The following is a 14,257-nucleotide window of genomic DNA, read 5'->3' as shown; positions in this document are numbered from 1 at the left end:
GTCCCCCAGGCGCCTAGCGGCAGGTCAGCCGTGACTGTGCCCAGTCCGCGAGCGCTGTCGTGTCGAACGGTGTGTGCGGTTCGACGACGAGCCTGATCGTCTTGCGGCCGGCCAGACCCACATGCACCGGCACCGCCGGGTCACCGCCCTTGACCAGCGGGGACTGCCACAGCCGAGCCCCGTCACCGTACACGGAGAAGCGCACCTTGCCGAGGCCCATCGTCATGTCGTCGACGCCGACGACCGCGTCGTACGTCGCGCAGCTTCGGTTCAGGTCGATGGTGACGGAGGACCGGCCGTGCACGGTCACGCCGTGCGCGTACCGCTTGTCGCCGACCGAAAGGCCCCAGCGCTGCCACACCCAGCTGCTCTCCGTGAGCCGCATCTCGGGACCCGTGCCGTCGCCGGTGAGGCCGTACTTCAGCTCGTTCCACTGGTAGACCCGGGGGGCCGGTGGTGGCGGGGGCGGTGGCTTCGGGGTTGGCTTCGGCGGGGTCGGCCTGGGCTTCGGAGGGGGTGGGGGCGTGGGCTTCGGCTCCGGCTTCTCCTCGGCGGGCGGCTTCGGCTTGGGCGTGGGGGTGGGCGTGGGCTTCGGGGTGGGCTTCGGCGCGGGGGGCGGCGGCTTCGGCTTGGCCGCAGGCTTCTTCTCCGGCGGCGGTTTCCGCGGCACGACCGACTCGGAGACCACGGGCTCCTTGGACGGCGGCGGGTCCGCCGCCTTCGGCTTGCCGCTCCCTCCGGTGAGGGCGATCGCCGCCACGACCCCGGCCGCCACGACGACGCCCGCCGCGATACCGGCCTTCGCGGGCGCGCCGAGCCCCTCGGACGCGGCGGCACCACCCGCAGCGGACCCGCCCGTCGACCCGCCCGCCGCGGCCGCACCCGCGGCCCCCGCGGCGCCCGCCCCGACGGTGCCGCCGCCGACGAGCGCGGCCACCTTCGCGTACCCGGCGGCACCGAACCAGCCGATGACGGCGATCGGCACGACCGCGGGAATCCCGCTCGCGACGTCCTTGATCTGCCCGGCGGCGAGCCGGCACTTCGCGCACTCCTCCAGGTGCTTGCGCAGGCCGCGCTCGGCACGGGTGCGCAGGCCGCCGCGCGCGTACGCACCGAGTCGGTCGGCGTAGCGCGCGCACTCCTCGCTCTCGGTGAGGGTGGCGCTCACGTGCGCCTGCAGATAGGCCTGTTTGAGACCCTCGCGGGCCCGGCTCGCGAGCACGCGCGTGCCGTTCGCGTCGAGGCCGAAGAGCGTGGCGACCTCACTGGGCGACTCGTCCTCGACCTCCGTGTGCCACAGCACGGCCTGCCAGCGCTCCGGCAGGCTACGGAAGGCCTGCATGGCCATCGACTGCTCTGCCTCGTGCATCGCGCGGACGTCCGCGCCCAGCTCCAGACCCGCTCCGAAGGAGCCCACGGACGCCGTGTCGTCGGAGGCCTCCGTGCCCCGCGCGGCCTGCGCGGCGAACACCGCGAAGTCGTCGACGAGGTGCTCGCGCTTCGCCGACTTCGTCCACCCGGCCGCGACCCGGCGCACGGTGGTGAGCAGATAGGCGCGCACGGCGTGCTCGGGGCCGCTGCCGCCGCGCACCGCCTGCAGCATGCGGGCGAACACCTCGGCGGTGAGGTCGTCGGCGGTGTGGGCATCACGGCAGCAGGTGCCGGCGTAGCGCCGCACGGCCTCGGCGTGGCGGCGGTACAGCTCCTCGTACGCGGAGTCGTCGCCGGAGCGCATCCGGGCGATCAGGTCGGCGTCGGGAACCGGGCCCTCGGAGCCTCCAGGAACCGAGGCGCCCGCGCCGCCCTCGCGCTGCGGCGGCACACTCGGACCGGCCGCGTCGGCCGCGCTGACGGGACCGTCCTGGGACGCCTCGTCCCGTCCGTCAACACTCATCGCGGAACGCCCCCGGTTGCACACTCAGACCCGACCACCGGGAAAGCGTGCCACACGGTCGTGCCACGGCCGAGAGGGAAGACGTTCAACCACCCGTCCGGGGCGAGTTCCCGTAATGGAGCACTACCGTTCACCCATTCGGGGAAGGCTCAACGTCCGCACAGCACGATGGAGTTGAGCCTCCCGCCGAACCGGACGGTTACGCGGGCCGCGACCGCAGGCCCTCCAGCAGGATGTCGAGAAGCCGCGACGAGGCCGCCGCCTGCTGTGCCGCGTCCGGCAGCGAGGGCGCCGCCGTGGCGATCACCAGCAGGACGTCGGACACCGTCACGTCCGCCCGCAGCTCGCCCGCCGCGCGGGCCCGCTCCACGAGACGGCCGACGACGTCGAGGAGCGTCGCCGCCCCCGTGTCGTCACCCAGGGAGGTCGACTCCTCGATGGGCGCCTGGCGCTGTTCGACGAGACGCAGGTCGGGGGAGTCCGTGGCCGGCTGCCGCTGCTGCGGCACCCGCACCTCGTCCTCCTTGGCGCCGTCCTCGACGCTCACCCGCAGCACCTGCGGCGGCAGCAGCCGGCCCGCACCCGACGCCACGGACGTCCGCAGGAAGCGCGAGAGCGCCGACCACGGCTCGTCCTCCTGCCCGAGCGCCGCACGAGCCTGGTCGGTCAGCCGGGAGGTCTCCTCCTCGGCTATCCGCCTGACCAGCACGTCCTTGCTCGGGAAGCGGCGGTAGACCGTGCCGACCCCGACCCGTGCGCGGCGCGCCACGTCCTCCATCGGCGCGCCGTAACCCAGCTCGCCGAAGACCTCGCGTGCCGCCCTCAGTACATGTTCGAGATTGCGCTGTGCGTCGACACGCAGCGGTGTCGTGCGCGCTCCTTCCCCCATGTCGCGTCCGTTCCCGCTCGGGCCGACGGCTGATGCCGACACGGGAGCGGAAGTCCAGTGAGTCTCCTGAATGTGCATACACGTTCCCCCGGTAATGACGTCTCCCCCCGGAGACACTCCCCGCCATTGACTACCGAAGTGTGGGGAGCGAGCCCTTCCACGAGCCGGAAAACCGGCCCGACGAGCGCATCCCCCGACACCCCGACGTCACACGAACATAGTTGAGCGGGGGTCAATTCAGAAGAGGCGGGTTCCGCACAGCGCGCCCCCCGATCGGAGTATGCGCCCTTTCCGGCCTTCCCGTACCCCTCTTCCGCTCCCTCTCCGCCCCCGCTGACCTGCGCACCTGGCACGGCCGTCGGCGGAAATCCGAGGCCCTCCCACGCACCGCTCCCGGTCACACAAATTGCCGGGCCTGTGGACAAACGCCGAAGGCGGGTGCGTCATGGGATGGTGAAGGCTGCGATCTCCCGGGGGACGACCCCCGTGCCCCCGGACTGTGTACGCATTCTCGTCGTCGGCGGCGGCTACGTCGGCATGTACACCGCGCTGAGACTCCAGCGAAAGCTGAAACGCGAGCTCAAGCGGGGTGAGGTCGAGATCGTCGTGATCGCCCCCGATCCTTATATGACGTATCAGCCGTTCCTGCCCGAAGCCGCCGCCGGATCCATTTCGCCGCGCCACGTCGTCGTGCCGCTCCGCCGCACCCTCGACAAATGCCGCATCGTCATCGGCGAGGTCGAATCCGTCGACCACGCCAAGCGCACCGCGACCTTCACCACCCTCGCCACCGACGAAGAGGGCACCGGGTCCGCGCAGATCGCGTACGACGAACTCGTCATGGCGCCCGGCTCCATCGCCCGCACCCTGCCCGTGCCGGGACTCGCCGACCACGCCATCGGCTTCAAGACCGTCGAAGAGGCCATCGGCCTGCGCAACCACGTCATCGAGCAGATGGACATCGCCTCCTCCACGCGCGACCCCGCGATCCGCGACGCCGCCCTGACCTTCGTCTTCGTAGGAGGCGGCTACGCCGGCGTCGAGGCGCTCGGCGAGCTGGAGGACATGGCGCGCTACGCGTCCCGGTACTACCACAACATCAAGGCCGAGGACATGAAGTGGATCCTCGTCGAGGCGACGGGCCGCATCCTGCCCGAAGTCGGCGAGGAGATGGGCAAGTACACGGTGCGCGAGCTGCGAAGGCGCAATATCGACGTACGCCTTGAGACCCGTCTCGACTCGTGCGAGGACCGCGTGGCCGTCCTCAGCGACGGCGCCCGCCACCCCACCCGCACCGTCGTCTGGACCGCCGGCGTCAAGGCGCACCCCGTGCTCGCTGCCACCGACCTGCCGCTGAACGAACGCGGCCGCCTCAAGTGCACCGCACAGCTCGCCGTGGACGGCGCCCCGCACGCGTGGGGCGCGGGCGACGCGGCCGCCGTCCCCGACATCACCGCGGACGAACCGGGCACGGAGTGCGCACCCAACGCCCAGCACGCGGTGCGCCAGGCCAAGGTCCTCGCCGACAACATCGTCGCGTCCCTGCGAGAGCGCCCTCTCCAGGAGTACGAGCACAAATACGTCGGCTCCGTGGCCTCCCTGGGACTGCACAAAGGTGTCGCGCACGTCTACGGACGCAAGCTGAAGGGCTACCCTGCCTGGTTCATGCACCGCGTCTACCACCTGAGCAGAGTGCCGACCATCAACCGCAAGTCCCGAGTGCTCTCCGAATGGACCCTGTCCGGCCTGTTCAAACGCGAGATCGTCTCCCTCGGGTCCCTCGAACACCCCCGTGCGGAGTTCGAACTCGCGGCCGGTGGGGAGCGCCCGAAGGAGTCCTCCTGACCGGAGTCAGGAACTCCCCGCACAGGACCGGCGTCTGACGGATGTCAGTCCGCTCCCGACATGCTGTGTTCCCGATCCAGAAGCGACACCACGAGGCCTACCGCAGTGAACTTCACGCGCTGGAGCGCCCGGCTCCCCGGAACGCAGCGCCGCGCAGCAGCGCGGACCGAACAAGCGGTCTCCACGGCACCGCGCGGGGACGGCTCCGTCCCCGCGGCCCGCGCCGAGCGGCCCGCCGCGGCGGGGGAACCCCTCCCACCGGGCGGCGCCGTCGGCCCCACAGGACCCGACGGCATCGAGGAACTGCCCGTCCGCGAGGTGCTCGACCGCATCCCGGCCCTCGTCGCCCTGGTCCACGGCACCGACCACCGCATCGCGTACGTCAACGACGCGTACGCCGCCGCCTTCGGCCCCCGCCCCGTCGGCGAACCCGCGCGCGTGGCACTGCCCGAACTGACCGAACTGGGCCTCCTCCCCCTCCTCGACCAGGTCCTGCGCAGCTCCAAACCGCGCACCGTCAAGTCCCGCAAAGCGGCCTCCGGCCGGTCGTACACGTTCACATGCACCCCCGTGACGCTGCCTCTCGGCGGCTCCGCGGCGGGACCCGAAGAGGGCGGCGGTGTCCTGGTGTTCGCCGCCGACGTCACGGACCACGCCGAGGCCGCCGAACGCCTGCGCACCAGCGAGCGCGCCCAGCGCGAGACCGCCGTCACCCTCCAGAAGTCGCTGCTGCCCCAGGAGTTGGAGCAGCCCGACGACCTGCGCATCGCCGCCACGTACCAACCGGGCGGCACCGAGGCTGCCGTCGGCGGCGACTGGTACGACGTGATCACCCTCGGCGGCGGCCGCACCGCCCTCGTCATCGGCGACGTGATGGGCCGCGGCGTGCGCGCGGCCGCCGTCATGGGCCAGCTCCGCACCGCCGTGCGGGCCTACGCACGCCTGGACCTGCCCCCGCACGAGGTCCTGCAGCTCCTGGACGGCCTCGCCACCGAGATCGACCCCAGCCAGATCGCCACGTGTGTCTACGCGGTGCACGACCCGAACGAAGGAAGCCTCGTCTACGCCTCGGCGGGACACCTCCCCATCCTCGTGCGCGACGAGCACGGCACGATCCACCGCGCGGAGGAGCCCACAGGCCCCCCGCTCGGCACCGGCGGCTGGCTGCACACCTCGGGCTCCGTCCCCCTCGGCCCCGGCTCCACCGCCGTCCTCTACACGGACGGCCTCGTCGAACGGCGCAGCGAGGACATCGACGAAGGCGTGGCCTCACTGGAACGCGCCCTCGCCGGCGCCACGGGCACGCCCCAGGTGGTGTGCGACCGACTGATCCGCGCCCTGGGAGTGACGGCCGACCACGACGACGACGTGGCCGTCCTGGTCCTCCAGCACCCGGCCCGCGCCGGGGGCGACGCGGAACTGTTCAGGAACGCCGCCCTGGAGCTCCTCGGCGGCGTGGAGGCCGCCCCACGCGCGCGTGCCTTCGCCACCGGCGTCCTCGCCAGCTGGCGCTTCTCGCCCGAGCTGCACGACCTGGGGGTCCTCGCGGCCAGCGAACTGGTCGCGAACTCGCTCCAGCACGGCACCCCGCCGATGCGGCTGCGCCTGCGCCGCACCGACCGGCGGCTGATCATCGAGGTCACCGACGGCGATGACCACCTGCCGCGCCGCCGCCGCGCCGAACCGGCCGACGAGGCGGGACGCGGCATCGCCATCGTCGCGACGATCGCGTCGAACTGGGGCTCGCGCCGCACACCGGGCGGCGGCAAGGCCGTCTGGTGCGAGTTCGCGCTCCCCAAGTAGACGTATAGACGTCAGGCAGCCGTTCAGGCGTGCGCGGTCTCCGGCTCGGCCGGAGCCGGGCCGCCCTGCGCCACCACCGGGCTCTTGGCCAGCGAAGGCTGGTTCTGCACCGGCGTGAGGCGGCGCCCGAGGCGCACCGCGAGCACCGTGATGCCCAGCGAGAACAGAACGAACGTCACGATGTACGGGACGTGCAGCGCGGCGCCCATCGGCCCGCCCACGGCCGGGCCGACCGCGAGGGCAAGCTGCTTCACCAGGGCGAAGGCCGAGTTGTACTGACCGACCATGCCGCCCGGCGCCAGGTCGGCGACCAGCGGCGCGACGGTCGGCGACAGCATCGCCTCACCGAGCCCGAAGAGGGCGTACGTCGAGATGAACGCGGCGGTCGCCATCGCCTGGCTGCCGTGCCCGACACCCGCGTACCCGGCGAGCAGCCACGCGAAGGCCCAGATCAGACCGACGGCGGCGATCACACGGGAGCGCTTGCGCCGCTCGACGAACTTCAGGACGGCGAACTGCGCGATGACGATCATGGCCGTGTTGGCGGCCAGCGCGATGCCGAGCGTCGACGCGGAGATGCCCGCGGCCTCCACGCCGTACGCGGAGAGACCCGACTCGAACTGCCCGTAGCAGGCGAAGAAGATCACGAAACCGAGCACGCACAGCTGCACCATGGCCTTGTGCCGCAGCAGCGCACGCATGCCGCCCCGCGGAGCGGAGGCGTCCTTCGGCATCGCGTCCTGGATGGACGGCGCGTGCGGCAGCCGCACGGTCAGCGCGATGCCCGCGAGCACCAGGAACATCACGGACTCGATGGAGAACAGCAGCGTGAAGCTGCTCGGACGGCTCTCGTCGACGATCTGGCCGCCGATGAGACCACCGATGCCGAGGCCCAGGTTCTGCAGGAAGAACTGCATCGCGAAGGACCGCGTGCGGGTGGCCGGCGTCGAGGACCAGACGATCATCGTCGCCAGCGCCGGCTGCATGACCGCCGTACCGGCACCGAGCAGCGCCGCGGAGAGGATCGCCGTCGGCTCGCTGTTCGCAAGACCCAGCGCGATCGCACCCACCGAGGCGACACCCGCGGCTCCCACGAGCACGGGCAGGGGGCCGCGACGGTCGATGACGCGGCCGGTGATGGGCAGGACGATCAGAGCGGCCATGGCGAACGCGGCGAGCACGATGCCCGCCGCACTGGACCCAAGATCCCGCACCTGCGCCACATAGACGTAGAGGAACGGAACCGTGAACCCGATGCCGAACGCGCTCAGCGCGCTGCCTGCCTGAATACGACGCATCGCTGCGCCCATCGCCCTGGTCACTTTCACCTGCCTTGAGTGAGTGGTGTGGTGCTTAGAAGTGAAGACTTCGAAGCTAAAGTTCGAGACTAAACTGTACACACCGAAGGACTTCGATGCCAAGCGGGGCCGTGCCATACTCGGCGCATGGGTGACACCCCCGGCCCAAGTGAGCCGACACTTGAAGAGCAGATCGCCGCGTATCAGCGGGAGTTCCAGGACCTCGACCCCCAGGTCGAGGAGATCGTCTCGGCCCTCGGCCGCCTGAACCGCCGCATGAACGTCGCCTACGGCCGCCAGACGGCGACCCTCGGCATCAGCAACGCCGAGTGGGAGGTCCTCAAGGCCCTCGTCCTCTCCGGAGCCCCGTACCAAATGGGCCCCGGAGACCTGGCCAAGCGCCTCGGCCTCACGCCGGCCGCGATGACCCACCGGATCGACCGCATGGTGGCGGAAGGGCTGGTCACGCGGGACCGCGACGAGAACAACCGCGTCCGCGTCATCGTGGAGCTGACCGCGGAGGGCCGCGAGAAGTGGCTGGAGGCGATGCGCCTGGCCACGGTCTTCGAGGAGGACCTCCTCCAGGACCTGTCCCAGGAGGAGCGCGGCGCGCTGGGCGAGGTGCTGACCCGTCTTCTACGCCGCGTGGAGCACGCCCAGCCGGACGCGGGCGGCCGCCTCACGGACCTGGACTGAACCGCACGTCGGCGGGGTACAGGGCAGGGTTGACAGTCACTTGCCCGACCCGTAAGGTTCTTCGGGTTGCCACGGAGCCGTAACGGTTCTGCGACAGCAACACCCCGCCGCGGGTAGCGGCAAAACAAACTCTGCACGACCTCCCAACGGAACGACTTCGGCATGCCCGAATTCATTTCAACGGCTCGATTATGAGTCGCCGGGAAAACCCGCTAGAGTTTGAGACGTCGGAACGGCCCAACAGCCGCAAAGACAAACCCCGCTGACTGGGAGTCAGGCCCGAAAGGATCTGATAGAGTCGGAACCGCCGGAAAGGGAAACGCGAAAGCCGAAAGGCCGGAGCGGGAACCGGAAAGGCACCGAGGAAATCGGACACGAAAGAGTCTGATAGAGTCGGAAACGCAAGAACAAAAGAAACACCGAAGGGAAGCGCCCGGAGGAAAGCCCGCAAGGGTGAGTACAAAGGAAGCGTCCGTTCCTTGAGAACTCAACAGCGTGCCAAAAGTCAACGCCAGATATGTTGATAACCCCGGCTCACTTCGGTGAGTTGGAGGTTCCTTTGAAAAAACACAGCGAGGACGCTGTGAACGGACGGGATTATTCCTCCCGACCGTTCCGCTCTCGTGGTGTTGCACCGGATTACCGGTACACATTCACGGAGAGTTTGATCCTGGCTCAGGACGAACGCTGGCGGCGTGCTTAACACATGCAAGTCGAACGATGAACCACTTCGGTGGGGATTAGTGGCGAACGGGTGAGTAACACGTGGGCAATCTGCCCTTCACTCTGGGACAAGCCCTGGAAACGGGGTCTAATACCGGATAACACCGTCTCTCGCATGGGAGAGGGTTGAAAGCTCCGGCGGTGAAGGATGAGCCCGCGGCCTATCAGCTTGTTGGTGAGGTAGAAGCTCACCAAGGCGACGACGGGTAGCCGGCCTGAGAGGGCGACCGGCCACACTGGGACTGAGACACGGCCCAGACTCCTACGGGAGGCAGCAGTGGGGAATATTGCACAATGGGCGAAAGCCTGATGCAGCGACGCCGCGTGAGGGATGACGGCCTTCGGGTTGTAAACCTCTTTCAGCAGGGAAGAAGCGAAAGTGACGGTACCTGCAGAAGAAGCGCCGGCTAACTACGTGCCAGCAGCCGCGGTAATACGTAGGGCGCAAGCGTTGTCCGGAATTATTGGGCGTAAAGAGCTCGTAGGCGGCTTGTCACGTCGATTGTGAAAGCTCGGGGCTTAACCCCGAGTCTGCAGTCGATACGGGCTAGCTAGAGTGTGGTAGGGGAGATCGGAATTCCTGGTGTAGCGGTGAAATGCGCAGATATCAGGAGGAACACCGGTGGCGAAGGCGGATCTCTGGGCCATTACTGACGCTGAGGAGCGAAAGCGTGGGGAGCGAACAGGATTAGATACCCTGGTAGTCCACGCCGTAAACGGTGGGAACTAGGTGTTGGCGACATTCCACGTCGTCGGTGCCGCAGCTAACGCATTAAGTTCCCCGCCTGGGGAGTACGGCCGCAAGGCTAAAACTCAAAGGAATTGACGGGGGCCCGCACAAGCAGCGGAGCATGTGGCTTAATTCGACGCAACGCGAAGAACCTTACCAAGGCTTGACATACACCGGAAACGGCCAGAGATGGTCGCCCCCTTGTGGTCGGTGTACAGGTGGTGCATGGCTGTCGTCAGCTCGTGTCGTGAGATGTTGGGTTAAGTCCCGCAACGAGCGCAACCCTTGTTCTGTGTTGCCAGCATGCCCTTCGGGGTGATGGGGACTCACAGGAGACCGCCGGGGTCAACTCGGAGGAAGGTGGGGACGACGTCAAGTCATCATGCCCCTTATGTCTTGGGCTGCACACGTGCTACAATGGCCGATACAATGAGCTGCGATACCGTGAGGTGGAGCGAATCTCAAAAAGTCGGTCTCAGTTCGGATTGGGGTCTGCAACTCGACCCCATGAAGTTGGAGTTGCTAGTAATCGCAGATCAGCATTGCTGCGGTGAATACGTTCCCGGGCCTTGTACACACCGCCCGTCACGTCACGAAAGTCGGTAACACCCGAAGCCGGTGGCCCAACCCCTTGTGGGAGGGAGCTGTCGAAGGTGGGACTGGCGATTGGGACGAAGTCGTAACAAGGTAGCCGTACCGGAAGGTGCGGCTGGATCACCTCCTTTCTAAGGAGCACTTCTAGGCTGCTACGGCAGTCCAGAGGCCACTACGTCGGCACACGTTCGACGGTGGTTGCTCATGGGTGGAACGTTGACTACTCGGCACACTTGATCGTCTTCTCCTTCTAGTACTGCTCGTCAGAGCGTGGAGGGTTGAGGGAAGCGGTAAAGGGTGTCGGGCACGCTGTTGGGTATCTGAGGGTACGGGCTCGTTCCCGACCTCAATGCCGACCCCAGTGCACTCGGGCTACTGGTCCGGGGTGATGGGTGGTTGGTCGTTGTTTGAGAACTGCACAGTGGACGCGAGCATCTGTGGCCAAGTTTTTAAGGGCGCACGGTGGATGCCTTGGCACCAGGAACCGATGAAGGACGTGGGAGGCCACGATAGTCCCCGGGGAGTCGTCAACCAGGCTTTGATCCGGGGGTTTCCGAATGGGGAAACCCGGCAGTCGTCATGGGCTGTCACCCGCTGCTGAACACATAGGCAGTGTGGAGGGAACGCGGGGAAGTGAAACATCTCAGTACCCGCAGGAAGAGAAAACAACCGTGATTCCGGGAGTAGTGGCGAGCGAAACCGGATGAGGCCAAACCGTATGCGTGTGAGACCCGGCAGGGGTTGCGCATACGGGGTTGTGGGATCTCTCTTTCACAGTCTGCCGGCTGTGAGACGAGTCAGAAACCGTTGATGTAGACGAAGGACATGCGAAAGGTCCGGCGTAGAGGGTAAGACCCCCGTAGTCGAAACGTCAGCGGCTCGTTTGAGAGACACCCAAGTAGCACGGGGCCCGAGAAATCCCGTGTGAATCTGGCGGGACCACCCGTTAAGCCTAAATATTCCCTGGTGACCGATAGCGGATAGTACCGTGAGGGAATGGTGAAAAGTACCGCGGGAGCGGAGTGAAATAGTACCTGAAACCGTGTGCCTACAAGCCGTGGGAGCGTCGGACATCAAGCTTGCTTGATGTCTCGTGACTGCGTGCCTTTTGAAGAATGAGCCTGCGAGTTTGCGGTGTGTTGCGAGGTTAACCCGTGTGGGGAAGCCGTAGCGAAAGCGAGTCCGAACAGGGCGATTCAGTAGCGCGCTCAAGACCCGAAGCGGAGTGATCTAGCCATGGGCAGGTTGAAGCGGCTGTAAGAGGTCGTGGAGGACCGAACCCACCAGGGTTGAAAACCTGGGGGATGACCTGTGGTTAGGGGTGAAAGGCCAATCAAACTCCGTGATAGCTGGTTCTCCCCGAAATGCATTTAGGTGCAGCGTCGTGTGTTTCTTGCCGGAGGTAGAGCACTGGATAGGCGATGGGCCCTACCGGGTTACTGACCTTAGCCAAACTCCGAATGCCGGTAAGTGAGAGCGCGGCAGTGAGACTGTGGGGGATAAGCTCCATGGTCGAGAGGGAAACAGCCCAGAGCATCGACTAAGGCCCCTAAGCGTACGCTAAGTGGGAAAGGATGTGGAGTCGCAGAGACAACCAGGAGGTTGGCTTAGAAGCAGCCACCCTTGAAAGAGTGCGTAATAGCTCACTGGTCTAGTGATTCCGCGCCGACAATGTAGCGGGGCTCAAGCGTACCGCCGAAGTCGTGTCATTCCAGCAATAGGGCCAACGCCCGCTGGGATGGGTAGGGGAGCGTCGTGTGCCGGGTGAAGCTGCGCCGGAAGGCAGTGGTGGACGGTTCACGAGTGAGAATGCAGGCATGAGTAGCGATACATACGTGAGAAACGTGTGCGCCGATTGACTAAGGGTTCCTGGGTCAAGCTGATCTGCCCAGGGTAAGTCGGGACCTAAGGCGAGGCCGACAGGCGTAGTCGATGGATAACCGGTTGATATTCCGGTACCCGCTGTGAAGCGTCAAACATCGAATCAGGCGATGCTAAGTCCGTGAAGCCGCCCCGGAGCCTTCGGGCAAAGGGGAGTGGTGGAGCCGACGGACCAGACTTGTAGTAGGTGAGTGATGGGGTGACGCAGGAAGGTAGTCCAGCCCGGGCGGTGGTTGTCCCGGGGTAAGGGTGTAGGGCGCTGTCTAGGTAAATCCGGACAGCTTGTGCCTGAGACCTGATGCCGAGCCGATTGTGGTGAAGTGGATGATCCTATGCTGTCGAGAAAAGCCTCTAGCGAGTTTCATGGCGGCCCGTACCCTAAACCGACTCAGGTGGTCAGGTAGAGAATACCGAGGCGTTCGGGTGAACTATGGTTAAGGAACTCGGCAAAATGCCCCCGTAACTTCGGGAGAAGGGGGGCCATCACCGGTGATGAGTCTTGCACTCTGAGCTGGGGGTGGCCGCAGAGACCAGCGAGAAGCGACTGTTTACTAAAAACACAGGTCCGTGCGAAGCCGTAAGGCGATGTATACGGACTGACGCCTGCCCGGTGCTGGAACGTTAAGGGGACCGGTTAGTGCGCTTTCGGGCGTGCGAAGCTGAGAACTTAAGCGCCAGTAAACGGCGGTGGTAACTATAACCATCCTAAGGTAGCGAAATTCCTTGTCGGGTAAGTTCCGACCTGCACGAATGGCGTAACGACTTCTCGACTGTCTCAACCATAGGCCCGGTGAAATTGCACTACGAGTAAAGATGCTCGTTTCGCGCAGAAGGACGGAAAGACCCCGGGACCTTTACTACAGTTTGATATTGGTGTTCGGTTCGGCTTGTGTAGGATAGGTGGGAGACTGTGAAGCGGGCACGCCAGTGTTCGTGGAGTCGACGTTGAAATACCACTCTGGTCGTGCTGGATGTCTAACCTCGGTCCGTGATCCGGATCAGGGACAGTGTCTGATGGGTAGTTTAACTGGGGCGGTTGCCTCCCAAAGGGTAACGGAGGCGCCCAAAGGTTCCCTCAGCCTGGTTGGTAATCAGGTGTTGAGTGTAAGTGCACAAGGGAGCTTGACTGTGAGACCGACGGGTCGAGCAGGGACGAAAGTCGGGACTAGTGATCCGGCGGTGGCTTGTGGAAGCGCCGTCGCTCAACGGATAAAAGGTACCCCGGGGATAACAGGCTGATCTTCCCCAAGAGTCCATATCGACGGGATGGTTTGGCACCTCGATGTCGGCTCGTCGCATCCTGGGGCTGGAGTCGGTCCCAAGGGTTGGGCTGTTCGCCCATTAAAGCGGTACGCGAGCTGGGTTTAGAACGTCGTGAGACAGTTCGGTCCCTATCCTCTGTGCGCGTAGGAATATTGAGAAGGGCTGTCCCTAGTACGAGAGGACCGGGACGGACGAACCTCTGGTGTGCCAGTTGTCCTGCCAAGGGCATGGCTGGTTGGCTACGTTCGGAAAGGATAACCGCTGAAAGCATCTAAGCGGGAAGCCTGCTTCGAGATGAGTATTCCCACCCCCTTTGAGGGGTTAAGGCTCCCAGTAGACGACTGGGTTGATAGGCCAGATCTGGAAGCCCGGTAACGGGTGGAGGTGACTGGTACTAATAGGCCGAGGGCTTGTCCTCAGTTGCTCGCGTCCACTGTGTTGGTTCTGAAACCACGAACAACCCCATGCAAGGTCACGCATGGTGCGGTTGACAGTTTCATAGTGTTTCGGTGGTCATAGCGTGAGGGAAACGCCCGGTTACATTCCGAACCCGGAAGCTAAGCCTCACAGCGCCGATGGTACTGCAGGGGGGACCCTGTGGGAGAGTAGGACGCCGCCGAACTTTTTTTGGAGAAAACCCC

6 protein-coding genes and 3 rRNA genes are annotated in these 14,257 nt (G+C 65.8%); 6 read left to right on the top strand and 3 right to left on the bottom strand.

Annotated elements, in window-relative coordinates:
* Positions 1-13 precede the first annotated feature (13 nt).
* Both DEJ49_RS16920 and DEJ49_RS16915 read right to left on the bottom strand, forming a co-directional pair.
* Positions 14-1,894, bottom strand: a complete 1,881-nt coding sequence (locus tag DEJ49_RS16920) for a sigma-70 family RNA polymerase sigma factor (RefSeq protein WP_150184895.1) — start codon at positions 1,892-1,894, stop codon at positions 14-16.
* Positions 1,895-2,093: 199 nt separating this feature from the next.
* Positions 2,094-2,861, bottom strand: coding sequence for a TetR/AcrR family transcriptional regulator (locus tag DEJ49_RS16915; protein WP_150184894.1), 768 nt, complete (start codon positions 2,859-2,861; stop codon positions 2,094-2,096).
* Positions 2,862-3,233: 372 nt separating this feature from the next.
* On the opposite strand from DEJ49_RS16915, the gene DEJ49_RS16910 reads away from it, so the two are divergent.
* Together DEJ49_RS16910 and DEJ49_RS16905 are read left to right on the top strand one after the other, a co-directional pair.
* A complete protein-coding gene (locus DEJ49_RS16910; RefSeq protein WP_150184893.1) occupies positions 3,234-4,628 on the top strand; it encodes an NAD(P)/FAD-dependent oxidoreductase in 1,395 nt (464 codons plus the stop codon).
* A 105-nt stretch (positions 4,629-4,733) separates the two neighbouring features.
* Positions 4,734-6,431: a SpoIIE family protein phosphatase gene (locus DEJ49_RS16905; protein WP_150184892.1), complete on the top strand. Its 1,698-nt coding sequence runs from the start codon at positions 4,734-4,736 to the stop codon at positions 6,429-6,431.
* Positions 6,432-6,454: 23 nt separating this feature from the next.
* On the opposite strand, the gene DEJ49_RS16900 is transcribed toward DEJ49_RS16905, so the two are convergent.
* A complete protein-coding gene (locus DEJ49_RS16900) occupies positions 6,455-7,741 on the bottom strand; it encodes an MFS transporter (protein ID WP_190329372.1) in 1,287 nt (428 codons plus the stop codon).
* Between the two features lie 135 nt (positions 7,742-7,876).
* Between DEJ49_RS16900 and DEJ49_RS16895 the strand changes: the two genes are divergently transcribed.
* The 4 genes from DEJ49_RS16895 (at position 7,877) to rrf (ending at position 14,238) form a co-directional block, all read left to right on the top strand.
* Positions 7,877-8,425 (top strand): MarR family winged helix-turn-helix transcriptional regulator, encoded by a 549-nt coding sequence (locus tag DEJ49_RS16895; protein WP_055568202.1) that lies wholly within the window; start codon positions 7,877-7,879, stop codon positions 8,423-8,425.
* Between the two features lie 652 nt (positions 8,426-9,077).
* Positions 9,078-10,603 (top strand): 16S ribosomal RNA (locus tag DEJ49_RS16885).
* A gap of 308 nt (positions 10,604-10,911) precedes the next feature.
* A 23S ribosomal RNA gene (locus DEJ49_RS16880) occupies positions 10,912-14,034 on the top strand.
* Positions 14,035-14,121: 87 nt separating this feature from the next.
* Positions 14,122-14,238: ribosomal RNA gene (rrf, locus tag DEJ49_RS16875) — 5S ribosomal RNA — on the top strand.
* Together the 16S, 23S and 5S rRNA genes form the textbook arrangement of a ribosomal RNA operon.
* The last annotated feature ends 19 nt before the right edge of the window (positions 14,239-14,257 follow it).

The organism is Streptomyces venezuelae (assembly GCF_008642335.1).
Taxonomy (GTDB): Bacteria; Actinomycetota; Actinomycetes; order Streptomycetales; family Streptomycetaceae; genus Streptomyces; species Streptomyces venezuelae_F.
The sequence above is the reverse complement of the archived record's forward strand: the minus strand, read 5'-3'. Positions and strand labels throughout refer to the sequence as shown.